This is a genomic window from Gemmatimonadota bacterium (assembly GCA_009838845.1).
Taxonomy (GTDB): Bacteria; Latescibacterota; UBA2968; order UBA2968; family UBA2968; genus VXRD01.
The window spans coordinates 35,852-59,134 of record VXRD01000073.1; the positions used below are offsets into that span (position 1 = coordinate 35,852).

Here is a 23,283-nt window from a genome sequence, read left to right on the forward strand (position 1 = left end):
AGGAGGTTTTTTTATGATTCACGACAATGTCGAATTTCACAATGTAGCTGAGTTGCGAGAAGTTGAGGGGAGAGATGGACTTCGGGTGCAGCGTGTGCCCGAAGATGTGCGGTTGTGTTTGAATGCGGGTGCCCAGGAACGCATGTTGAGTCCGGCGGGGTCGGAGATCCGTTTTGTGAGCGCGGGCAATAAGGTCAATGTGACGCTGTCCAGCCCGGGCGGATCGGCTGAAGTGATTCCGTTTTTTGGCCCTTTTCAAGAGAAAGAGCGTTTTCAAATTGGGAAAGAGCCAAGGACGCTGGAATTGACTTATCCTGCAAGATTAAAGACGATTGAATCTGAAGCGGTGAGGGATTTGTCTTTTTCGCACAATGTATGGCGGTTGATCCTGAGAAATACCAGTTTGCACTATCACAGTATCGAGGGCGAAGGGCTTCGCCCGCCCACGGCTGACGAATTGCCAAAGCGGCGGTATTTGAGCTATGGCACGTCGATTACACACGGTGCGTCGGCTACGGCTATGCATTTGACCTATGTGAGTCAGGTGGCGTGGCGTTTGGGAGCGGATTTGATCAATTTGGGCGTGGGGGGATCGGCTTATTGCGAACGCGAATTGGCAGATTATATTGCCGCGCGCGACGATTGGGATGTGGCGACGCTGGCTTTGTCGGTCAATATGATGGGTGCGGGATTTTCTCTGTCGGAATTTTCCGAGCGCGTGACGTATATGGTAAATGCGGTTGCAGGTGCAAATCCCGACCGGCCCGTGGGGTGTATTACGATTTATCCGCATTTTAGAGAATTTTGTGGCGATGCCGAAGAACGCGAAAGGACGGCGGCTTTCAGGCAAGCATTGCGAGATGCGGTGGATGGTTGTCCCCATGAAAATGCACGTTTGATTGAGGGGACAGAAATGTTGAGCAATATCGGTGGGTTGACGGTGGATCTGATTCATCCAGGGGATCACGGGATGATCGAGATGGGAGAGCGCGTTGCGGGACGGTTGGAGTCTCTATTAGATCGTGATGAGCAAGGTGGGATCATTAGAAAGGTCAGGAAGGTTAGAAGGATAAAGAAGACAAAATAGAAATTGGTTTTTTGTCGCAAAACAAAAGCTCGGATGAACTTCTTCAGAATCATCCGAGCTTTTGTTTTTTTGTTGAGATGGCTTAGAGCAATACCCACAAGATGTAGAGGACTACCACTGTGCCTACCAATGCGCCGCCATAACAGAGAAAGGGCAGGACTTTGGCGAGGCTGTGCAATCCGATTTCAGCGAGGGTGAAGCGGATTCGGTGAGCCGCGTGGTAGAGGGGGAAGATGAGCAGGACACAGAGATAGAGTTTGACTAACGGATTTTGGAGCAGTCCGGTCAGACGTTCATGTGACATGAGGTCGGCGTCTATAAGTCCCAAATGTACGGCGATGCCGCCCAGGAATATGTGGATGGGTATGAGGAGTGCGGCAATAACACCGCCTTGCGAGAACATGCCCCACCAGAAGGGTTCGCTTTTGTGTTCTTTGTAATTCACGGCGATATCCTCGGTCTATAGAGTTAGGAATAGGTAGGCGATGACGATTGTTGCAACTATCCAGGCGCCGTAAGACCCCAGTGCAATAAAAATGGGTGGCAGGGTCTTTGTGCCAATTTTGACGAGGCCACGTCCAGCTGCTTGCATTTTGGTCGTTAGCCCCAACCAGGTCCAGCTGTGGTACAGGGCGAAGAGCAAGGCGATGACGTGAAATGCGATCCAGGGACCTGAACTCAGGGATTCGCGGAAGGCTGCGTGTGCGTCTGGCCCTTTTGTCAGGAGAAAAATTTCGTAGATAAAGAGCACGACGTACAGGGCGACGAATACGCTTGTGAGTTCGCGAAGCAAGAACATGAAATATCTGCGATTAAAATGTCCGCGGTCGCGTAGCCACCAGGCTTTGGATATGGGGCGCGTATAGGTTTTGGTCGTTTCGGAGTCGAGCATCATGTTTTCTTTCCCCAGGGCATGACAAGCGATTTGACGCGGTTGGTTGTGGTTGCCACTTTGGTCTGTTGAATGGCTTCTGCGGGATCGACGTGTTTGGGACAAACGACGGAGCATTCACCGATATACGTGCATTCCCAGATGCCTTCTTTGCTGGCAATGACGTGTTGACGCTGTTGATTGCCTTCATCTCGAGAATCGAGGTTGTAGCGGTGGCCCAGGGCAATTGCGGCCGGACCGACGAAGTCGTGTTCGAGGCCATAGACCGGACAGGCCGCGTAACAGAGCATGCAGTTGATGCACTGGCTGAATTGCTTGTAATCTTTGAGCTGATCCGGTGTCTGGAGATATTCTCCTTCGGATACGGGTTTTTCTTCTTCTCGAATGATCCAGGGTTTGACCGCTTTGAGTTTGTCCATAAAGTCGGTCATGTCAGTGACGAGATCGCGCACAATGGGGAAGTTGACCAGGGGTTCCACGCGCACTTCGTTGGGATAATAGTCGCGCAACATCGCGGCACAGGTGAGTTTGGGTTCGCCATTGACCATCATGCCGCAACTGCCGCATACGCCCATCCGACAAGACCAGCGGAATGAAAGCGTGCCGTCGATGTGGTCTTTGATGTGGTTGAGCGCGTCGAGAACGACCCAGTCGTCGCGAAATTCAACTTCGTAAGTCTGTTCGGTTGGCTCGTCCTCTTCTTCGGGACGATAGCGCAATACCGTGATTTTTATGGTTCTGAGATCGCTCATAAATTTTCCTTTAATAGGTTCGTTCTTCGGGTTCCCAGCGCGTGAGTGTTACGGGCAGGTACTCGATGCGGGGGTCGCCCTCGGTTTGATAAGCCAGAGAGTGTTTGAGGAAGTTTTCGTCGTCGCGCTCTTCATAGTCTGATCGCGCGTGAGAGCCTCGAGATTCGCGTCGCAAGAGGGCTGAATGTGCGAGCCCTTCGGCGACGTCGAGCATGTAACCCAGTTCGAGGGCGTTGACGAGTTCGGTATTGAAGACGCGCGAGTGGTCGTCTATGCCGATATTTTCATAGCGTTCTTTGAGGGTGCGAATGGTGTCACACGTGGTTTGGAGCGCGTCTTCGGTTCGGAAGATGCCTGCGCCTTCTTCCATGGTTTTGCGGAGGTCATCGCGGATATTGGCCACGCGCTCTTTGCCGTTGTCGCCAAAGAATTGGGTTTCAATGCGTTTTTGTTCGTCTTGCGCCATTTTGGCCATTGAGGCCGAATCTGCAAAGTCGGTATCGGCGGCGTGTTGCGCGGCTACCTGGCCTGCGCGTGCGCCAAAGACGAGGCATTCGCTCAGTGAGTTGGATCCCAGGCGATTGGCTCCATTGAGGCTGACACAAGCCGCTTCGCCTGCGGCATAAAGACCGGGGATGGGTGTTGCGCCATCGATGTCGGTATGCACACCGCCCATGCAGTAGTGGACGACCGGACGCACGGGAATGGGTTCGTGGACCGGATCAATGCCGACGTAATTGCGGGTGAGTTCGCGTACGAAGGGCAGTCTTTCGTCAATGATTTTTTCACCCAAGTGCCGAAGGTCGAGGTGTACATAGCTGCCATCGGGACCTTCAAAGACGTTGCCCTTGTGCTGTTCGTGAATAAAGGAGCGAGATAAGATGTCGCGCGGACCGAGTTCCATTTTGCCGGGTACATATTCACTGAGGTAGCGTTCGCCCTGGCTGTTGACGAGGTGGCCGCCTTCGCCGCGCGAGGCTTCGGTCATTAAGATTCCCGTGCCGGGCAAGCCCGTGGGGTGATATTGTACAAATTCGAGGTCTTTTAGAGGACAGCCAATGCGGTAGGCCAGAGCCATTCCGTCGCCGTTTTTGATGGCGGCATTGGTGGTAAATGGAAAAATTTTGCCCGCGCCACCCGTACATATAATAACGGATTTTGCGCCAATGGCGTGAATGTTGCCGGATCGGATGTTGAGAGCCGTGACGCCACATACCCTGCCATCTTCGACGAGCAAAGAGGTGACAAACCATTCGTCGTATCGGGTAATGGCGTCGTATTTGAGAGATGTTTGAAAGAGAGCGTGCAGCATGTGGAAGCCGGTTTTGTCGGCGGCATAGAGCGTGCGTTTAACACTCATGCCACCAAATGCGCGGACGCTTACGCGACCGTCTTCGTCGCGGCTCCAGGGGCACCCCCAGTGTTCTAATTGGACGACTTCATCAACGGCTTCTTTGACAAAGGCTTCTACCACATCCTGGTCGCCGAGGTAGTCGCTGCCTTTGATGGTGTCATAAGCATGCAAATCCAGATTGTCGTCTTCTCGCAGGACCGCTGCCGTGCCACCTTCGGCAGAGACGGTGTGACTTCGCATGGGATAGACTTTGGAGACTACGCCAATATCTGCGCCTTGATAAGTTTCAGATGCGGCGATTGCAGCGCGCAGGCCTGCACCCCCTCCACCTACTAAGAGCACATCGTGTTTGGGGATGTTCATAAATACCTCGTTTAACTGTGATTGATAATGAATAGGAGTAATTATAACTTGTTCTTCTTGTCTCGTCAATCGGAAAATTGGGATAGATATGCGTTTCAGGCACCGCATATCTGATAAGCACAGACGGGCATTTTGGGGGGTAGTCTAAATCTCTTGTTCAGCGGTACTGAGCAGGAAAATTTCTGCGTTGACTGTTACGGTATCTGGTCCATTGTTGAGAAAAACGATGTAGTAGGTGTCACTGTCATCAATGGAAAAGCTAAAGGTATCTTCAGATACTATGTCCGTGCTATAAATCACGGTGGGCGTGCTCCCTGCTCGCCAGATTTGATACTGGGATTCGGTCACAACAGCCATCTGAACACTGCCATTTTCAACGCTAAATTCGCCTTGAAGAATGACGTTTTGCTGTATATCTGTGTCAACGGTAAAGCCAAAGTCTTCACTTGTTCCACTCGGCAGATTAAATGTTTGATTGACGACGGGTTGGCCCGAATCGGCAGGATTGTCGTCACCGCATGCGGCGATTGCGAATATCAGACACAAAACAGGTATAATTTTGTTCATGATTTTTCCTTTTCCCCGGCAGGTGTAAATGGCTGTGATGTCCCGTGTAAGACGTTTGGGGACAAAGCGAGGTTCCTCAGACAATCGATCAAGTCAATTCGTTTTGAAAAAATTCGATGATTTCGCCATCGGGACCTTTGCAAAAGGCGATGCGTACAGGGGTTTTGTGGGGTTCGCTGGGGATTTCGAGGCTTTTGGGTTCTATGGTGACTTCGGCTCCGGCTGCTCTGGCGCGTTCAATGGCGGCGTCGCAATCGCTGGTGCGCAGAGCAAAGTGGATGATGGACCCTTCCGGTTTGGGTTCATCTGTGCCATTGGCGAAAATTTCGAGGTAATTCCCATCCCCAGTGTCGAGCATGATGGCGCGTCTTTTGCCTTCACCCCAGGAGATTTTTTTTTGAAATCCCATCGCTTCAGTATAAAATTTTACGGATGCTTCAAAGTCGTGGGCGCGAATTGCAACGTGGTGAAAGCCCCCACCCCCAATGGTTTTGTTTTGCGACATGACCTGCTCCTCTTTTGTGTTGATTATTGTTTGATTTATCGCAAAGATAGGTTAAGATAAAAATTCCGCAAGCAGATTGATGTTAGACCATTGGTAGAATGGCGGAAACACCATTTCTATTGGAGGGATGTTATGGATCGTCTCAAAATTGCACTTGTGGGTGCCGGGCGGCGCGGCGCAGGGGCGCATTTGCCTGTGATTGTGCAGTTGGCAGATGTTTTTGACTTTGTCGCCATTTGCGATAAGGATGAGGAAACAGCCCAGAGTCTGGCAGCAGAACACGGGGTAAGGGCTTATACGAGTGTGCGGGACCTGGTCGATAATGAAGATATCGATGTTGCCGATGTGGTAGTGCCAGGTGTGGCACACCATGCGATTTGCTGTTTTTTGGCGCAAGCAGGTGTGCATCAGGTTGTGGAGACCCCCATTGCTATGACTCGACCGGCATCAGATATGATGATTCGAGCTGCGCGAGATGCGGGCGTTTATCTGGAGGTCGCCGAGAATTATTATCGCGCGCCGATTGAGCGGTTAAAGAAGAAGGTGCTCGTATCAGATGTTATTGGGGAGATTGGACGGATCTATCGGATATGCCACGAGGGTGGGTATCACGGGATGAGTTTGTTGCGCGTGTTGGCCGGTGGCAATCCCAGGCAGGTGATTGGGTTGAGCCATACAACGCCTGTGATTCCGCATATAGATCGCATGAAGCGACATCACGAGTTGGAAAGATGGAGTTTGAGTTTTTTGGAATTCGACAATGATGTGGCTGCGTTGATGGTGTATTCCAATGTGATTCACGCGCGTTCACTCGGGCGCAAGCAAGCGGGTATGGATGAGATTGATGGAACAGCGGGTAGCATTGTGGATGGCAATGTGTATGTTGTGCCAAAGGGCGAATTGGAAACCGGCGCACAGGGTGTGGCTTATGAACCCGTGCGCGTGACGGAAACAGTAGATGGGGTAAATGTGTTGCGCGAGATTCGCTATGAGTTGCCCGGCGGTGCGATTGCGTGGGAGAATCCATTTGCAAACTATGCGCTGAGTGAAGGGCAAGTGGCCGTGGCAGATGAGTTGTTGAGTATTGCCAATGCCGTTCGAGAAGATCGCGAGCCGGATTACGGTGCTGCGATGGGTCGGTTGGATCAGGAGATGAGTCTGGCGGTGAATGCGTCAATTGAGGCCGATCGAGAGACGATTGTGTTCCCGCTGCCCGACGAGACAGAGGTTGAGCACAATATTCATCGCGGATTTGAAGAGCGATTTTTGTGTGCATGGGATGATGTGGAGACTCTGGTGGATGTGTTTTATCCGAGGAGTTAGGTTTTTCGCGGAGGCGTGATGGAAAAACCGATTGTTGTATATGACGGCGAATGTCGTTTTTGTATCTGGAGCGTTCGCCGTATGAAAAAGAAAGACAAACGCAGTCAGTTTGATTATTTGCCCAGGCAGACGCAGGGGATTGAAGACCATTTTCCAAAGCTGGCGTCGTCGGATTTCAATACGGGTATGCGTCTGGTGGTGGGAAAAGAGGATATTTACGTGGGTGCGGATGCCGTGTATCAAATCTATCGCAGGCTACCGCCTTTCCATTTGTTTGCCTGGTTGTACCGCGTGCCGGTTTTGCATCTCGTTTTTCGGGCGGGATATGCGCTGATTGCGCGATATCGCCACCTTTCAGGTCGCGTGGCGTGCGATACGGGGACGTGTGAATTGTCTTATGGGGAGCGCGTAGTAGAGAAAAAAGAAGATCAAACGGCTTGACGTGAGTTTTTGGAGTCGCTATTTTTTTGATGATACATTAGAGGGGTGTTCTAACGTCCTTCCGGACCATCTCAAGGAGGATTCCATTGTCGAGTCCGATCCAATCCGGCGAGCCTTTCGGAGAAGAGACCACCCGGGAGATCATCGACCGATTCCACAGAGACGGTTTCGCGCATATCCCCGGCGTGCTCGAAGCAGGTGAAATGCAGGCGCTGCGGGACCGAACGGATGCGCTTCTCGACGATCCTTTACTTGCGGAAGAGGAAGATCTCGGCTTGCACGACCGCCGCTACGTGCAAATGCACGGCGAGGGGGATCAACCGTTTATCCTTCGGAACACGATCGCGCTGGACGGGATCTTCAGGGAGATGCTTCTTCGGGAACCGATCTTGAGCCTTGCTGAGGCGATTGTCGGACCCAACTGCCGCTTCTGTGGACAGAATGTGCTGCGAAACCAGTCCGGCGTGGCGATCGAAAGGTGGCACGTGGATGGTGCGGTCCACTTCCCCGTCTCGGAGAACGTGCCCCGTCACGATCCCCGGATTCGGCCGCCAGTGCTCTGGATTACCGTGCAAATGGCGCTGAGCGATATCGAGCGGATCGAACACGGGCCCACACAGTACGTCCCCGGAAGTCACCTTTCGGGCAAGGATCCGAACAGTCAGGAGAATCCAGAGTTCGAGGGGCAAGGTCCCGTATCCGTTTTCTGCAAGGCAGGAGACATCTATGTGCAGGATCCGCAGTGCTGGCACCGGGGGGCGCCGAACAGGTCCGATCGCACGCGGTACCTGATGCAATCTCAGTACGCGGTTGACTGGGCGTTCCGGCGGTTTGGATGGATGAACCGGGTGCCCATTCCCGAAGATGCGCGGGTGTCTGCCAGCGATCGCCTGCTTCAATTGCTCGGCGGCCGCCATCCAGAAGGAGGGTAGCGCTTCATCCACATTCGTTTTTTCCTCGCTGTTCCTGGTTCATCTTCTTTTCCTGGAGGTTCCCCATGATCAAAGTAGCTGCCTGGTGTCAAGACCCGTCCGACGCGACGTTGCGCCAGCTAACCCAGCTGGGCGTCGATTGCGTTGATGCCCTGCCATTGCCGACCGATGACCGTGGCGTTTTCGATCTGGACGAGGCACTGAAAATGAAGAAACGAGTTCATTCCTGGGGTCTGCAGGTGAATCGCATCAGTTTGCCCGGTCTATCGAAGCGGTTCATGGACGAAGAGGATGGGGCTGAGGAGGAGCTCGACGTCGCGTGCGAGTCCGTCCAGGTCCTTGGCGAAGCAGGCTATCCTCTCGGACGGGTGCACTTCGACTATTCCACAGATCCCTGGATGATTGGACACTATCGGGCATCGCACCGCGGTGGTTACCTGGCTCGAGGGGACAGTCTGTCACTCGCAGAGGGGGATGAGCCGCCGGCCATAGCAGTGCGGGAGCAGCGGTGGGGACGCGTCTGTGCGGCTTACGAACGGCTCGTACCCGTCGCGGAAGCCGCAGGCGTCAGACTGATGATGCATCCCTCCGATCCGCCGACGCAAGATGCGCTCTTCGGCGGGCTGGGATTCCACCGGGTGATCGATGCCTTTCCGAACCCGTGTGTCGGTTACCTCTACTGTTGTGGGACACGCGCGGAGGCTGGAGGACTCCCACTCGTCCTGGACGAGATTCACAACTACGGGCGAAAGGGACGTCTCTTCGAGGTCCACTTTCGAAACGTGCGGGCGAGCTTTGCAACTGCCGGTGCGTTCGAAGAGGTCCTGCTCGACGATGGGGACATGAACATGTTCAAGATCCTGCGCGAACTGAAGCGGGTGGGTTACGACGGCTGTCTGAATCCCGATCACTATCCGACGCTTGAAGGAGATGGGCCTGCTGGCAATACCCATGCGCTCGCCTACTCAGTCGGGTATATCAAAGCTTTGTTGGCCGCTCTTGCGTGTGAGTAGGGATGTACAGGATGGATCAGGCAAACTTTTTGTAGTTGGCATCGACAATAGGAAGGAGTATCTCATGGCCGTCCAGGTTGGGAACCGGAAACAGCTTTTCATTGACGCGCGCTTCTTTGATCGAGTCTCTGGTGTCAATCTCCGTATGAATCCGCCTTTGCAGTCCCCCGAGCCAGTGCTCCGGGCGGACAAGCCGTGGGAGAAGCTCGGGATTGGGGCGTACAACACGGTGATCCGGGAAGGGGAGCGGCACTTCCGGCTCTGGTACGGCGCACAGATGAAATCGGGAGGTCCGCAGGAGGGGGCGGTTCGTCTCTGCTATGCGGAGTCCGAAGACGGGGTCTTCTGGCAGAAGCCGGAGATGCACCTCGTCACGTTCCAGGGTAGCACCGCCAACAACATCGTCGCCCCGCTGGATGAGCGTCAGAGTATGCAGGGCGCGACGGTTTATATAGACGAACGGGCGCCCGCCGATTCGCGCTACCGGCTCTGGTCGAAGTACTATCCCAGGGATGATGAGATCGAGGCCGGTGTTCTGCCGGGGCTTTGGGCCATGCATTCGCCCGACGGGATCCATTGGACGTATGATGAGGGCCAGCCGAATCCGCCCAACCAGATGTGCGACACTCAGAATGTTTTTTTCTGGGATGACAGCCTGGACCTCTACGTCGGCTATACGCGGGTACACGAGACCCAGCGACGGGACGAGGCGGCGGAAATGGAGCTCGGAAAGCGATACCGATCCGTTGGCCGGATCACGTCGCCCGACTTTAAGACCTGGTCGCAGCCCACGCTGATCGTTCTGGAGGGAGATGCGCTGGACCTGGAAGCCCCTCTGCCTCCCCGGTCAATGGACAGGCCGCAGGTTGACTACTACACGAACGCGGTTTACAAACATCCCGAGGCGGATGATGCGTACTTTATGATGCCCGCCGCTTACTACCACTGGGAAGAGTCCGATTTCCCGGCCACAATGGATGTCCGGCTCCTCACGAGCCGTGACGGGGTCATATGGTCGCGTCAGGGAGACCGGGAGCCGTTCATCCGTCGAGGGCTGGATGGGGGACCATCGGGTGGCATGGTGATGGCCAATGTCTGGCCCGTGCTTACCGAGACCGAGATGTGGATCTACTATTCGGGCAGGGGAAGTCGGCACAATGATGAGGTGCGCGACGGTTGGAATACCGGTCTGTTCCGGGCGATCCTGAGGCGGGACGGTTTCGTCTCGGCGGATGCGTCTCTCTCTGGCGGAGAGTTTGTGACACCGCCGCTGGCGTTCGATGGCCAGGCGCTCGAGCTAAATGTAGATTGTGGCGGGGGAGGCTGGCTGCTGGTCGAGCTGCAGGACGAGGAGGGGCGCCCCGTGGAAGGCTACACGTTGAAGGCGTGCGAGACGATTGTCGCCAACGCAATCAAGGTAGGCGTGTCGTGGCAGGGGGTCGGTCGCCAGATCCCCACGGATCGGGGACCGCTGCGGCTTCGCGTCGCGATGCGGTCGGCAAAGCTCTACTCGTTCCGGTTCGTGAGTTAAAGAAAATCAAACGGCTTGACTTGGGGGGGTGAAGTCGTTATTTTCTTCGGCGGTATATCACGGGAGTTTGTTATGACTATGTACGATCACACTTTAACTGATGCGACGCTGGCTCCCCGTGTGTCTGAAACCGTCCGTGGTTGGTGGCGTGCCGCTGTGTGGGTTTGCTGACGGATTGTATTTATTTGAGAATTCTGAATTGACCGCCGTCAGCTTTTTGACGGCGGTTTTTTTTGTAGTAGGTATGCGATGTTTTTGAGTGCGATGACAGAGCTGTTTAATGTTGGCAGACGCTGGTGGTGGACAGGCGCAATGGGAGATGTATGTCCACCACCGGATATCTGGCGATCTTTGTTTGCTTGCACCGCGCGCTACCGGAAGGTGGCGCGCTTTTTTTTTGGAAATTATGGAGATTTTTAATAGTTCAAAGAAAGGAACAGACATGAGTCGCACAATTGTTTTAACAGGTGATCGCCCGACGGGTAAAATGCATTTGGGGCATTATGTCGGGTCGTTGAAGAATCGGTTTGAGATGCAGGATGAGTTTCAGTGTTTTTTTATGATTGCCGATTATCAGGCGCTGACGACGCATAGGGACCGGACAGAAGATCTGGAGCATCACGTCAGAGAAATGGTGCTGGATTATCTGGCGGCGGGATTTGATCCCAAAAAAAGCGTTTGTTTTTTGCAATCACAGGTGCCGCAACTGGCAGAGTTAACCATGATTTTTTCCAATTTGGTGACGTTGCCGCGTTTGTTGCGGAATCCAACGGTTAGGGAAGAGATGGGTAAGATGGGGTTGGGGAATCGGGTGCCTTACGGGTTTGTGGGATATCCGGTGTCTCAGGCGGCGGATATTTTGCTTTTTCGTCCGCGATATGTGCCGGTGGGGCCAGATCAAAGACCCCATATTGAACTGGCGCAGGAAGTGGCTGCGCGATTTAATCGGATTTATGGCGAGGTGTTTCCCATTCCCGATGGCGTTTATGGCACGCGCTTGAAGGGCACAGATGGTCAGAGTAAGATGGGGAAGAGCTACGGCAATGCTATTGATTTGTCGGATAGAGAAACGTCTGTGCGGGCAAAGGTGATGAATATGGTTACCGATCCGGGGCGGGTGCGGGCAACTGATCCGGGAAATCCCGGTGTGTGTTCGGCATTTCACTATCGAGAGGTGTTTGATGAAGAGAATGCCGAGCAGGTGGCAAGGGCCTGCCGCAGTGGTTCGGTTGGCTGTACGACGTGTAAAGGCGCGTTGGCAGATGTGCTGAATGATTTTATGACGCCGTTTCGGATACGTCGCAAGGGTTTTGAAGAACAGTCCGATCTGGTGCGCGATATTTTGAATCTGGGCGGTTCGAGGGCGCGTATTGAAGGGCAACGCACACTGGAACACGTCAAGGAGGTGATGGGGATGGGGTATAATGCGTTGATGGGGTGAGGAGGTTATTTTTTAATTTTTAGCTGGGCGAAGATGGCTTCCCAGCGTTCGGGGTGGCTTTCGTGGGTGTTGAGGGGCTGGAAGCCCGCGTCGAGGTAGGTTTTGATAGCCGGTAGGCGCCAGTCATCGGTTTTGAGATGTGCTTTTTGATAGCCCAGATCTTTTAAGCGATGGAGGACGAGGGCGTTGAGCAAATGCCCGAGTCCTTTGCCGCGGTGGTCTGCGTGCGCGGCGACCATGTGAACTTCACCTGTTTCTGGCGATTGGCCGGGTGTTTTCCAGGCACACGCACTGGCTATAGGGTCGTCGTTGTGGGTGATGAAAAAGAGGTTCTCTGCCTGGAAGCGGGGATCGCGGATCAATTGCGCTCGGCATTTCTCCGTTGTCCAGTTGCTGCCTACATTGCCTTCCATGATGCGACACCAGGCGGCTTCGTCACCCGAACGATAGGTGCGTGTGGCATAACCGGTAATTTGCTGAATTTCGGGCAGGTTATTGAGGTGGTCGCGAAACATTTCGAGTTGCGGCAGGTGTTCGACAGGAGGGGCGAATAGTTTTTTGAGCCAGTTGAACATGTGTTTTCCATCTTTTAATGCGCTTCCAGCCAGGTATTTCCCATGCCCATTTCCACGACAATTGGCACGGACATTGGCAGGGCATTCTTCATCGCGTCTTCGATTAGGGGCATCGCGATATCGGCTTCGTCTTTGTGCATGTCAAAGACGAGTTCGTCGTGTACTTGTAGCAGCATGCGCGTTTTTAAGTCCCGTTCAAACAAGGCATCCTGGACGCGGCGCATCGCAATTTTAATCATGTCGGCCGCTGTGCCCTGAATCCGCGAGTTGATTGCGTTGCGCTCGGCACTTTTGCGCGTGGTGGCATTGCGCGAGTGGATATCCCGCAGATATCGCCTGCGTCCCGTCATGGTTTCCACATATCCGTGTTCTCGCGCAAAGTCAATGGTGTCATCCATGTACTTTTTTGCGCCGGGAAATTGCTCAAAATATTGCTCGATTAAATTACCGGCTTCAAATCTCGGAATATTCAGGCGTTGCGCCAGACCAAAGGCAGAAATTCCATAAATAATGCCAAAGTTTACAGTTTTTGCCTGCCGGCGCATGTCGTCGGTTACATCGCGTTCGTCCAATCCGTAAATTTTCATTGCGGTTGCCGCATGGATATCCAGGCCTTCTCGAAATGCTCTGTGCATCTCTTCATCGCGACTCAGTTCAGCCGCTACGCGCAATTCTATCTGCGAATAGTCTGCTGACAAGAGCGTGTAATTTTCATTGCGAGGTACAAAGGCTTTGCGAATTTCGCGTCCCTTTTCCGTGCGAATGGGAATATTTTGTAGATTTGGTCCATGCGATTGCAACCGCCCGGTGGCTGTGACGGCCTGCTCGTAGTGCGTGTGGATGTGTCCGGTACCCTTAAATACCGCGCCCGGCAACATATCCAGATAGGTGGATTTCAGTTTTGAATATGTTCGATATTCCAAAATTTGTTCTACTATTTCGTGTTTATAAGCCAACCGCTGCAAAATTGATTCCCCTGTTTGATATTGCTTTGTCTTAGCTGTGCGCCGCGCATTGGGATCGAGTTTCAATTTTTCAAATAGGATATCGCCCAATTGCTTGGGGGAGTTTAAATTAAATGTTTCACCAGCCAGGTCGTAAATGCGCTGTCGGATGGCGACTAATTCATCCTGCAGGTCTTCCGAAAGTGCTTCGATTACAGATGCTTCCATGCGAATGCCTTCGTATTCCATTTGCGCCAGTACAGATACCAGCGGGCATTCTATGTCTTCAAATACGCGCGTTTGTCCCATTTCTTTGATTTTGGGGCGCAGAGCTTCGGACAGTTGCAAGGTGATGTCCGCATCTTCGGCTGCGTATTCTGCTACTTTGTCCAGGGGGACTTCGCGCAGGGTTTTTTGTTCTTTGCCCTTTTCTTTTTCGCCGATTAAAGACTCAATTTTAATGGGTTCATATCCCAGTAATGCCAGCGACAGAGAATCCATGCCGCGACGCATTTCGGGTGCGGTCACATAAGCGGCGAGCATGGTATCAAAAGCCAGTCCCTGAACTCTGATGCCTTGCCACAATAATACGGCGAGGTCAAATTTGAGATTGTGTCCGATTTTCTCGGTGTTCGGATTTTCCAAAATTCCGCGGAATTCTTCCAATACGGTCTTATTTTTATCCGGGTCTTCTGGCATTGGTACGTAATATCCCGTGTGTGGTTGAAATGAAAAGGCGATACCGAGCATTTCACACGTTCTCGGGTTTAGTCCCGTTGTTTCTGTATCAAAACAAAACGCCTTTTGCTGTGCCAATTTTTCGATCAATGCTGCGCGCTTTTCCGGGGTATCCACGAGGTGATATGTGTGTTCGACATCCGCAATGGTTTTGTGTGTTGATACGCCCGCTACCGCTGTTTCATCGCCGAAGAGCGAGATTTGTTGCTGATCTATATTAAAATCATTTCCAAATAGCCGTTTGCCCAGTGTGCTGAATTCCAATTCTGCGAACAGGGTTTTCAATTTTTGTTCGTCTCGTGTTTTCACTGCGAGATCATCTAATCCAAAGTCCAACGGTACGTTGAGGTGGATGGTGACCAGTTCCTTTGACAGCAGAGCCTGTTCTCTATATGTCTCTACATTTTCTTTTTGTTTGCCTTTCAATTCATCGACGTGATCGAGCAATCCCTCCACACTGTCGTACTGCGCGATCAATTTTTGTGCGGTTTTTGGCCCTATGCCCGGTACGCCCGGCACATTATCACTCGAATCGCCCATTAGCCCCAGCATGTCGATTACCTGATCTACGCGCTCAATTTCCCATTGTTCCAGTATCTCTGGAACGCCCAGGATCTCAGCACCGTCGCCCGTGCGTCCGGGTTTGCTGATGAATGTTTTATTTGAGACGAGTTGTGCGTAGTCTTTATCAGGGGTTACCATATATGTTGTAAACCCGAATTTTTCAGCTTCTTTTGCCAGTGTGCCGATTACGTCGTCGGCTTCATAACCCGGTTTGCGGATGACGGGCACGTTGAACGCTTCACACATTTGGTCGATGTAGGGCAGCGCGCCACTTATGTCTTCGGGCATTTTTTCTCGTTGTGCCTTGTATTCTTTGTATATCTCGTCCCGAAATGTCGGTTCTGGCGTGTCGAAGACCACGGCCAAATGCGAGGGTTGTGTGTTGCCCAAAATATCCAATAGGGTATTGGCAAAAACGAATAACGACGAGGTGTTCAGTCCTTTTGATGTCATCCTCGGACTGCGTATCAGCGCAAAATGTCCTCGATAGACCAGTGCCATGCCGTCTAATAAATACAGGGTTTTGTCTGCCATTTCTGATCCTTTCAGCGTTTCATTTCCTCTTCAACCCGCAAAAATGCACCGCGATCCCAATACTGCTTTTTTGTTATGACACCCGTCGAGTCCCAATATGTCCAGATTCCGTCGGGTTCTCCTTCTATGTAATTCACTTCTTTTTCTTTTTTTCCGTTTGCATACCACCAGGTCGAGAGACCATGTCGCCCACCGTTTTCCCACGTCCCCATGTTTTTTTGCTGTCCGTTTTTGTACCATTCTGTCACTACGCCTTCGGGCTTGCCATCTACCCAGTCCATTTCTCCCTGTTTTTGTCCGTTTTCATACCAGTGTGTCCAAACGCCCACTTTTATGTCTTGTTCGTATTTGCCAACCGAACGCTGGCGACCACTTTCGTAAAATGACTGGTATAACCCATGTCTGAAATACCTTTTGTGAGCGTCATCCCAATACACATAGTATTCTTCGTGTCCATCTTTTACCAATTGAACATCGGGTCCACACGCAGATAGCGCGATACCAAGCGCGATAAGTCCCAATTGACGCCACATGTTTTTACCTGATTTTTGAAGATAGTTCGAAGGGAGACTCAAAACGTGTCGGTTGCTTTGCTTCTTTAATCACTTGTAAAAGTGATTCGATGTCCTCATGCGTGACATAGGGCGGTTTTTCCATTGCTTTGATAATGCGTTGCGAAGTTGGATTTTTTTTCTTTGCTCCGGCGATGATTTCTTCTCCTTGGCTTTCCATGTTAGAAATTCGAGGTAGTCTTTCAGTTGTTCCATTTCTCGATCAGGAAGCCCATCCACACCCCTACGATTCAGACCGCGAAGCCTCTTTCCAATAAGTGGCACTCAGTCGGTCAAGCGCATCGCATTTAATTCACAGATGTCTCGCTTTTCATTTTTATCGTTTGCTGATGCTTTCGCAGCAACTCGGTACGTTCTCGCCAGAACGCTAGTTGTTCTTTGAGTGTCATGTTTGCTACTTGATTGTAGATTCGTTCTGCGCCACGGCGTTTCATCTCAACGCAATCAAATGTCTTTTTCGTCTTCATAATTAATCGCCTCATGAGGGGAATGGATAGCAATATTTGAGTATCCAGAAAGTGTGTTTACCGCATTGTATAGCGGAATTTTTGAAAAATGTACGATATGTTTGAAATTCCAACTTACAATCATTGAGCAGCCTCCTATGGTGGCTAAGGCGACGTGTAGGGCGTCCGCTGCCCATTTTTCGGTCACAATTTTCGCATTTAAGTAAGCCTGCTGGAGTTGTAAAACCTCCTCAGAAATCCCTACAATTTCTGCAAAGTTAAGCATCTGTTCAAAGTGTGTTACAACTTCCGCAGGGGCAGACCCGATCTCCTCTTGCACCACGACTGATGTCAACAGGTTAAAATATCCATGTCGAACCATATCGAAAAAGGACTCACTGGCCTGACGAAACTCTTCATCGAATACACCACCAAAAACGGATGTATCCGCATATACACTCAAAATCTTTGAATTCAATTTTCATCCTTTCAATCAATCAGCAATTTTCCAGACATCAATCTATAATCACCTTTCTAAAGGTTAGCGATACCCGTCGCCGCCGATCATGCTTGTAGCCATCCAACTTATCCGATTTTCTGGCGGCAATCCCGTGCAACCATTTATATCTCGCTTCATTTTTTAGGACGACAATACTTCTTGGCTCAAGCCAAACCGAAATTTTTTTTGTTTCATCTTTATTTGTGAAATCCATAAAACAGCCCGATCCCAAACTCAAAGAAACAATCGTATCCTCAAAACAAGGTTCACAATCAATATGCCTTGATATCCCTTGCCCCGGTCTGTATTCATTCACAATCACCTGATCAGCGATTTTTGGCATGTGTCTATCTTTCCATAATTTCTCAGACAACTCTTCCAGCCACTCAGGCAATTTACCATTACCAATACGCATATCACGGGCTACCCTCCGCGCTTTGTAGTCGTACTTATACCCGTAATGCTGAACCCGCCGTTTCAGGTCGTTGAGCCACTGTTGTTCATCAATCCGCTTCATCAGCATATTGTGTTTACTCTCATTGATATAGTCTTCTTTGTAATCAAGCTCGGCGATTACATCAATCGCCTCCTGATTGCTTAGAGGGGGCAATCTGGAAAAGAGGCTTAATTGTTCTTGCATGGTTAAGTCCCTAATGGTCTAAAACGGTAATAGATCGTTGGAAAGTATATCACAATAGACCTGTCTCGGGTTAGACCGACGCATTATTAACTGCTGGTCTTCTTTTGAATTTTTTGGTAGTGCGTTCGTACAACTAAACCACAATCTCTAATAATTGAATCGTCATAGTGATTTCTTCACCCGCAAAGGGATGGTTGCCGTCTAATGTCACGGTTTGGGATGTTATGTCTTTTACAGAGACTTCGACGGGTGTACCAGTGGGGTCGGCCTGTACTTCCATACGCATTCCCTTTTCGAGAAGTGCATCGGGAGGAAATTTCGATCGCGCAACTTCGATTACAAAGTCGGGATTATAGGGGCCAAACGCATCTTCTGGAGATAGGATCACCGTGCGGGAATCGCCTTCTTCTAATCCGTTTACAAGACGCGTGAATATGTCTTTTACAGATTCGTCTCCCACTGTAAATTCAAATGGTTCATTCTCTGGTGTGCCTTCGGCTATGGTCCCGTCTTCCAGGATTCCCTTGTAATAAATCAATACGCGGTCGCCTGTTTCTGCTTGTGCCATAATGCCTCCCTTATGAGCGTCTGAACAATGTAAACAGGAGAATGGATATTGTCAATTGCGCGCTTGAGATGGTCTATTTTACTAATGGGCGGTTGACACATTTTGTTCGTTTGCTTAATCTTGTAAAATGCACTGGGTTTTGGAGCATTTGTATGCAGGAGGTTTTTGTGAAGCGCATTGTTTTCGGTATTTTTATTGTGACATGTTGTCTGTTTTCCGCTGAGGCCAGTTCTTCGGCGCGCAAAGCCGGTTTTGTATTGCTGCGCGAAGGGGTTGGTGCGCGTGCTGCTGCGATGGGTGAGGCGCAGACCGCTGTGGTAGGTGAACAGACTGCTGCGTTTTGGAATCCGGCAGGTGTGGCGGCTATGCAGGGCAAACATTTTATTCTGGCGCACCACCGATCGTTTCAGGGTATCAAGCAGGGGTATGGCGGCTGGGCTTATGGCAATGATAGACGCGGTCTTGCACTGAGTTTGGGCGTTTATGGGGTTGGTGGATTGGAAGCGCGGCGGGAACCGACCGCGACGCCTGCGGGTACGTTTAGCGTTTACGATCTCAATGCAGGGCTGTCTTATGCGCAGAAGATAGGACAGCGAATTTATGTGGGATTTTCGATTCGGGCATTGCATGAAAATATCGGGCCAGAGAGTGCGTGGGGGATGAGCGCGGATGGGGGCGTGTTGTATCGCTTGTCTGAGAGCTTGATGCTGGGAGCGGCGTATCGAAATTTGGGACGGATGGCGCAGTTAGACCGAGAGCGCACCCCCTTGCCCCGGGTGTTTCGCCTGGGGGGAGCGTGGTTCTGGCACACGTGGATAGCAACAGCCGATTTTCGCCTGCCAGAGGCGGGCAATAGAGGTGCGAATTTTGGTTTGGAATACGGGGTGATGGGCAGGTTGTTTTTACGCGGTGGAATTCAAACCGGGCACGATACGCGCATGTTGTCGTTTGGAATGGGTATTACACGGCGCAACTGGCGGGTGGATTACGCTTTTGTGCCTGCATCGCAGGGGTTGGGCGATTCTCATCGCATTGCAGTGGGGATAAGGTGAGAGGAAGGAGTGTGAAGTATGAAGTGTGAAGGAAGAGGGAGCGATTGTGTCAGACGATTTGAATGGTAATCGGTATTTTCCCACGCAGACGGCTTTGCCCAGGACGCAGGAGAATTTGAGACTGCATGTTGGATTGTTTTTGGCGACTGCGTACACGACGACGGTGGCGGGGATGATCATGTCGCCACAATTGGCCTCTATGTCCGTGTTCGAAGACTGGCGCATTTTCGATCCGCGTTATCTGGTCTATGGTCTGCCGTTTTCTGCTACGTTGCTGATTATTTTGGGCATACACGAGATGGGGCATTACGTGACTTCGCGCCGCTGGGGCGTACGCGCATCGTTGCCCTATTTTATCCCCTTCCCTTCTTTTATTGGCACCCTGGGCGCAGTGATCAAATTGCGATCTCAAATTCCGAACAGTCGGGCGCTTATCGATATTGGTGCGTCTGGACCTATTGCTGGATTTGTAATGTCGGTGATTGCGTGGAGTGCTGGTCTGCACATGTCGGAAATCATGGAAGCGCGGGATGTGTCCGCAGGGACACTCGCGCTGGGTCATTCCCTGTTGTCGGGCTGGTTGGGCAACTGGGTTGTTGGCGATCTGCCTGAGGGCCACACGATAATGTTGCATCCGGTGGCTTTTGCGGGTTGGTTGGGTTTGTTTGTGACGGTGTTGAATTTGTTGCCGATGGGACAATTTGATGGCGGGCATATTGTATATGCGATTTTTGGTGGGAAACACCGGTTAATTTCTCGGGCGACAATGGTGGGGTTGGCATTGATGTGGTTATTGGCACCGCCTTACCACTGGTGGGATGCAGAATCTATATTTAAGACCTGGTATGATTCCCGCTGGGTCGGTTGGCTGGTGTGGTTGGGATTGGCTGCGCTGGTGGGGCGACATCATCCGCCGCTTGCAAATCCCGATGTTGAACTGGATCCCGCCCGGCGATGGGTTGGGTACGCATCGCTGGCTATTTTTATATTGTGTTTTATTCCCGATCCAATTCAGATTTATTGAGTTTGCAAAATGGCGAAGCGTTTGTCCCAAAAAAGACCATTGGAAATGGCTCGCAAGCGGCGATCTCTTCGGTTATGGGTTGTGCCCTGTGTTATAATAATTCTGATCGCCGGTGGATTGGCTGTATATTTTTGGCTACCTCAGTCGTATTTTTGGCGACTGCGATCATATTTTTGGCGACCACAGTTGGTCGAATATGCACTTCCTGCAGAAGAGGCACCAAGATGGAAAGCCGGTCCAGAAGATATTGACGCATTTACCGATACGATGGTCGTGCGGGCAAAAGAGGTGTTGATCGAGCTGGGGGTTCCTCCTGAAGTGATTAAAGAGGTGCGTTTGTCCAAAGGCGAAGTGCGTTGGGAAGTGCAGTCGAAAGTGCCCGATGCTCTGCCGCTGGCTCTTTGCAATCTGTCTTTGACCCATCTGGCGCATGAATTGGGTGGAGCGGTAATTGAAGGTAGCGAAGACCGACAGGGCAATGTGTTGTGGCTTCGCGTGGGGTTGAATGATAAACAGACCAATTTGTTCCGGCTTGAGAAGAATAAAGAACTCGAACGACTCGCGGGGCGCATTGCCATTGTGATCGATGATTTTGGATATCAGGATCAGAATTTGATTCTGTCTTTTTGTGAGTTGCCACAGCCGATTACGTTTTCCATTTTTCCCGGCGAGAAGCATACGGCCTGGATAGCGCAACAGGCGATTGAGAAAAATCACGGCGTGATGGTTCATTTGCCTATGGAGCCGATAGGCTATCCAGCGCGCGATCCAGGTCCCAATGCGATTTTTTTGGATTATGCGCCGGAAAAGATCGCGGAGTTGACTCAGAATGCTCTCTCATCTGTGCCCCATGCAAAGGGGATGAATAATCACATGGGGTCTCGCGTAACACAAAATTTTGAAGCGATGAAATCGGTGTTGCGGGTCGTAAAACGATGGAATTTCTTTTTTATAGATAGTGTCACGTCACCCGAATCAGTGGCTTATGCAATTGCACGGGATATGGGTATTCCAGGTGGTCGCAATGCGATGTTTTTGGATATCGTCGAAGATGAGGACGCGGTGGTCAAGCGACTATACAGGCTCGCTGCACACGCACGGCATGAAGGCACTGTGATAGGTATTGGGCATGCAAAACCCAATACACTACATGCACTGCAACGCATGTTACCCGAATTGACAGAACAGGGGTTTGTATTTGTGCTGGCTGAAGAAGCAGTGAAACAGGTGGGAAGTGAGGAGTGAGAGGACCACCCATCCTTGACGCATAAGAGACGGGATGTTATATTGACCGCGTTTCTTTTTAGCGATTGTTTCTATCGTTTTTGGAGGTGCGTTATTGATGTCGATGGTTTCCGGTTTGAGGTGGTTGCTACCGATGCCGGAACACAAGCGCGTGCAGGGGTTCTCCACACGCCGCATGGGATTGTGGAAACCCCAGTTTTTATGCCGGTGGGTACACTGGGCACGGTTAAGACGCTTTCGCAGCAGGAGTTGCGAGATTTAGATGCGCGTATTATTCTGGGCAATACATACCATCTTTATTTGCGACCGGGTATGGATTTGATGGCTGAGGCAGGTGGTTTGCACAGATTTATGAACTGGGAACGGGCGATTTTGACGGATAGCGGCGGATTTCAGGTGCATAGTTTGGCAGATTTGAATAAAATTACCGAAGAAGGAGTGTTGTTTCGGTCGCATATTGATGGGTCAACGCATCTGTTTACGCCAGAGAAGGTGATTGAGATAGAGCATGTGCTCGGCGCAGATATTGCGATGATATTTGATGAGTGTACGCCGTACCCCAGTTCGCGGGATTACGCACGGGCAGCAGGCGAGCGCACGGTGCGCTGGGCAAAGCAGTGTTTGGATGCTTATGAGGGATATGGACGAAAGAGTTTGGCGGGACACGCGCAGGCTTTGTTTGGCATTGTGCAGGGGAGTACGTATCGCGATTTGCGCGAGCGTTTTACCGAAGAAACCGTCGCGCTCAATTTTCCGGGTTACGCGATAGGGGGTACAGGTGTGGGCGAGCCAAAAGAAGATACCTGGGAAGCGATTTCCACTGTGGTATCTGGTTTGCCCGCGGATCGTCCTCATTATATGATGGGCAGTGGGACGCCCGAAGATTTGATTCAGGGCGTGATGCGCGGTATTGATATGTTTGATTGCGTGATGCCAACGCGCAATGCGCGCAATGGAATGGTGTTTACACAACGCGGGAAATTATCCATTCGCGCGGCGCGTCATGCCCGCGAGTTTGAGCCGCTTGATCCAGGATGTGCGTGTTATACGTGTCGAAATTACACGCGTGCGTACATTCGGCATTTGCATCATACGCGAGAGATGTTGGGGTTGAGGTTATCTACAGTTCACAATGTGCATTTTTATTTAAATTTAATGCGACAGATGCGAAAGGCAATTATTGAGGGTGACTTTGCACAATGGCAGAGGACCTTCTTAAATTTTTACAAAGGAAATGAAGATGGGGAAATTCAAGATCTACGCTCGTGATCGTGTGGTGACAATATTCAAAAAGTGGGGGAATGGGTTTCTTGTTGGAGTGTTTGGTGTTTTGTTGTTTACGGAGAAGGCCTTTGCCTTTGGCGGTGGACAACCCGCAGAAGGTGCCGAGGCTCCCAGTATGCTGGTGACGATGTTTCCGTTCATTTTGATGTTTGTGATTCTGTATCTTTTGATTATTCGTCCGCAACAGAAAAAACAAAAAGATCATCAAAGGATGATTGATGATTTACAAAAAGGCGACCGCGTTGTGACTTCGGGTGGGATGCATGGGACCATTACGGGGATTAAAGAGCAAGAGGGTATTTTGGTTGTGCAGGTCGCCAAAGAGGTGCAGATTGAGGTGTCGCGGGGGTCTATTTCGAGAGTAGATGAGCGCAAGGCGAAGAAATAGTAGAAAGGT

26 protein-coding genes are annotated in these 23,283 nt (G+C 51.2%); 12 read left to right on the top strand and 14 right to left on the bottom strand.

Annotated elements, in window-relative coordinates; genetic code table 11:
* The first annotated feature begins 13 nt into the window (after positions 1-13).
* Positions 14-1,087: a hypothetical protein gene (locus tag F4Y39_09540; GenBank protein ID MYC13953.1), complete on the top strand. Its 1,074-nt coding sequence runs from the start codon at positions 14-16 to the stop codon at positions 1,085-1,087.
* Positions 1,088-1,169: 82 nt separating this feature from the next.
* On the opposite strand, the gene F4Y39_09545 is transcribed toward F4Y39_09540, so the two are convergent.
* The 6 genes from F4Y39_09545 to F4Y39_09570 form a co-directional block, all read right to left on the bottom strand.
* Entirely contained in the window at positions 1,170-1,532 is a 363-nt protein-coding gene (locus F4Y39_09545; protein MYC13954.1) for a fumarate reductase subunit D, read from the bottom strand.
* A gap of 15 nt (positions 1,533-1,547) precedes the next feature.
* Positions 1,548-2,096 (bottom strand): hypothetical protein, encoded by a 549-nt coding sequence (locus F4Y39_09550; protein MYC13955.1) that lies wholly within the window; start codon positions 2,094-2,096, stop codon positions 1,548-1,550.
* Positions 1,979-2,731, bottom strand: a complete 753-nt coding sequence (locus F4Y39_09555) for a succinate dehydrogenase/fumarate reductase iron-sulfur subunit (GenBank protein ID MYC13956.1) — start codon at positions 2,729-2,731, stop codon at positions 1,979-1,981. Before F4Y39_09555 ends, F4Y39_09550 begins: the two co-directional genes overlap by 118 nt.
* Before the next feature lie 10 nt (positions 2,732-2,741).
* Positions 2,742-4,448 carry an FAD-binding protein gene (locus tag F4Y39_09560; GenBank protein MYC13957.1) on the bottom strand — a complete coding sequence of 569 codons (1,707 nt, stop codon included), beginning with the start codon at positions 4,446-4,448 and terminating at the stop codon, positions 2,742-2,744.
* A 144-nt stretch (positions 4,449-4,592) separates the two neighbouring features.
* The gene (locus F4Y39_09565) at positions 4,593-5,015 is read right to left on the bottom strand and encodes a hypothetical protein (protein MYC13958.1); all 423 of its coding nucleotides are present in this window, start codon (positions 5,013-5,015) and stop codon (positions 4,593-4,595) included.
* Between the two features lie 88 nt (positions 5,016-5,103).
* Entirely contained in the window at positions 5,104-5,520 is a 417-nt protein-coding gene (locus tag F4Y39_09570; GenBank protein ID MYC13959.1) for a VOC family protein, read from the bottom strand.
* A 132-nt stretch (positions 5,521-5,652) separates the two neighbouring features.
* On the opposite strand from F4Y39_09570, the gene F4Y39_09575 reads away from it, so the two are divergent.
* From F4Y39_09575 to trpS, 6 genes are all read left to right on the top strand, one after another.
* Positions 5,653-6,843 carry a Gfo/Idh/MocA family oxidoreductase gene (locus F4Y39_09575; GenBank protein ID MYC13960.1) on the top strand — a complete coding sequence of 397 codons (1,191 nt, stop codon included), beginning with the start codon at positions 5,653-5,655 and terminating at the stop codon, positions 6,841-6,843.
* Positions 6,844-6,861: 18 nt separating this feature from the next.
* Positions 6,862-7,284 carry a DUF393 domain-containing protein gene (locus F4Y39_09580; protein ID MYC13961.1) on the top strand — a complete coding sequence of 141 codons (423 nt, stop codon included), beginning with the start codon at positions 6,862-6,864 and terminating at the stop codon, positions 7,282-7,284.
* Between the two features lie 68 nt (positions 7,285-7,352).
* Positions 7,353-8,216, top strand: a complete 864-nt coding sequence (locus tag F4Y39_09585) for a phytanoyl-CoA dioxygenase family protein (GenBank protein MYC13962.1) — start codon at positions 7,353-7,355, stop codon at positions 8,214-8,216.
* Positions 8,217-8,281: 65 nt separating this feature from the next.
* Complete coding sequence (locus F4Y39_09590; protein MYC13963.1) at positions 8,282-9,229, top strand: mannonate dehydratase; 948 nt, start codon at positions 8,282-8,284, stop codon at positions 9,227-9,229.
* A gap of 64 nt (positions 9,230-9,293) precedes the next feature.
* Positions 9,294-10,760 (top strand): hypothetical protein, encoded by a 1,467-nt coding sequence (locus F4Y39_09595; protein ID MYC13964.1) that lies wholly within the window; start codon positions 9,294-9,296, stop codon positions 10,758-10,760.
* 442 nt (positions 10,761-11,202) lie between these two features.
* On the top strand, positions 11,203-12,201 hold the full coding sequence (gene trpS / locus F4Y39_09600) for a tryptophan--tRNA ligase (protein MYC13965.1): 999 nt from the start codon (positions 11,203-11,205) through the stop codon (positions 12,199-12,201).
* A 5-nt stretch (positions 12,202-12,206) separates the two neighbouring features.
* Here trpS and F4Y39_09605 read toward each other — a convergent pair whose 3' ends face one another.
* From F4Y39_09605 to F4Y39_09640, 8 genes are all read right to left on the bottom strand, one after another.
* Complete coding sequence (locus F4Y39_09605; GenBank protein ID MYC13966.1) at positions 12,207-12,776, bottom strand: GNAT family N-acetyltransferase; 570 nt, start codon at positions 12,774-12,776, stop codon at positions 12,207-12,209.
* A gap of 14 nt (positions 12,777-12,790) precedes the next feature.
* The gene (gene polA, locus F4Y39_09610) at positions 12,791-15,556 is read right to left on the bottom strand and encodes a DNA polymerase I (protein ID MYC13967.1); all 2,766 of its coding nucleotides are present in this window, start codon (positions 15,554-15,556) and stop codon (positions 12,791-12,793) included.
* 11 nt (positions 15,557-15,567) lie between these two features.
* On the bottom strand, positions 15,568-16,089 hold the full coding sequence (locus tag F4Y39_09615; GenBank protein MYC13968.1) for a toxin-antitoxin system YwqK family antitoxin: 522 nt from the start codon (positions 16,087-16,089) through the stop codon (positions 15,568-15,570).
* A 4-nt stretch (positions 16,090-16,093) separates the two neighbouring features.
* Positions 16,094-16,288 (bottom strand): hypothetical protein, encoded by a 195-nt coding sequence (locus F4Y39_09620; protein MYC13969.1) that lies wholly within the window; start codon positions 16,286-16,288, stop codon positions 16,094-16,096.
* A gap of 127 nt (positions 16,289-16,415) precedes the next feature.
* The gene (locus F4Y39_09625; protein MYC13970.1) at positions 16,416-16,595 is read right to left on the bottom strand and encodes a hypothetical protein; all 180 of its coding nucleotides are present in this window, start codon (positions 16,593-16,595) and stop codon (positions 16,416-16,418) included.
* Positions 16,573-17,040 (bottom strand): type II toxin-antitoxin system VapC family toxin, encoded by a 468-nt coding sequence (locus F4Y39_09630; GenBank protein ID MYC13971.1) that lies wholly within the window; start codon positions 17,038-17,040, stop codon positions 16,573-16,575. The genes F4Y39_09625 and F4Y39_09630 overlap by 23 nt, the downstream gene beginning before the upstream one ends.
* A 49-nt stretch (positions 17,041-17,089) precedes the next feature.
* The gene (locus F4Y39_09635; GenBank protein MYC13972.1) at positions 17,090-17,713 is read right to left on the bottom strand and encodes an alpha-ketoglutarate-dependent dioxygenase AlkB; all 624 of its coding nucleotides are present in this window, start codon (positions 17,711-17,713) and stop codon (positions 17,090-17,092) included.
* Between the two features lie 133 nt (positions 17,714-17,846).
* Positions 17,847-18,281, bottom strand: a complete 435-nt coding sequence (locus F4Y39_09640) for a peptidylprolyl isomerase (GenBank protein ID MYC13973.1) — start codon at positions 18,279-18,281, stop codon at positions 17,847-17,849.
* Between the two features lie 41 nt (positions 18,282-18,322).
* Here F4Y39_09640 and F4Y39_09645 point away from each other — a divergent pair, with 41 nt between their 5' ends.
* The 5 genes from F4Y39_09645 to yajC all read left to right on the top strand — a co-directional run bounded on the left by F4Y39_09645 (position 18,323) and on the right by yajC (position 23,274).
* Entirely contained in the window at positions 18,323-19,333 is a 1,011-nt protein-coding gene (locus F4Y39_09645; GenBank protein ID MYC13974.1) for a PorV/PorQ family protein, read from the top strand.
* 46 nt (positions 19,334-19,379) lie between these two features.
* On the top strand, positions 19,380-20,357 hold the full coding sequence (locus F4Y39_09650) for a site-2 protease family protein (GenBank protein ID MYC13975.1): 978 nt from the start codon (positions 19,380-19,382) through the stop codon (positions 20,355-20,357).
* 9 nt (positions 20,358-20,366) lie between these two features.
* Positions 20,367-21,602 carry a divergent polysaccharide deacetylase family protein gene (locus tag F4Y39_09655; GenBank protein ID MYC13976.1) on the top strand — a complete coding sequence of 412 codons (1,236 nt, stop codon included), beginning with the start codon at positions 20,367-20,369 and terminating at the stop codon, positions 21,600-21,602.
* Positions 21,603-21,722: 120 nt separating this feature from the next.
* Positions 21,723-22,871 (top strand): tRNA guanosine(34) transglycosylase Tgt, encoded by a 1,149-nt coding sequence (tgt, locus tag F4Y39_09660; GenBank protein ID MYC13977.1) that lies wholly within the window; start codon positions 21,723-21,725, stop codon positions 22,869-22,871.
* Positions 22,837-23,274: a preprotein translocase subunit YajC gene (gene yajC, locus F4Y39_09665; GenBank protein MYC13978.1), complete on the top strand. Its 438-nt coding sequence runs from the start codon at positions 22,837-22,839 to the stop codon at positions 23,272-23,274. The genes tgt and yajC overlap by 35 nt, the downstream gene beginning before the upstream one ends.
* Positions 23,275-23,283: the final 9 nt, after the last annotated feature.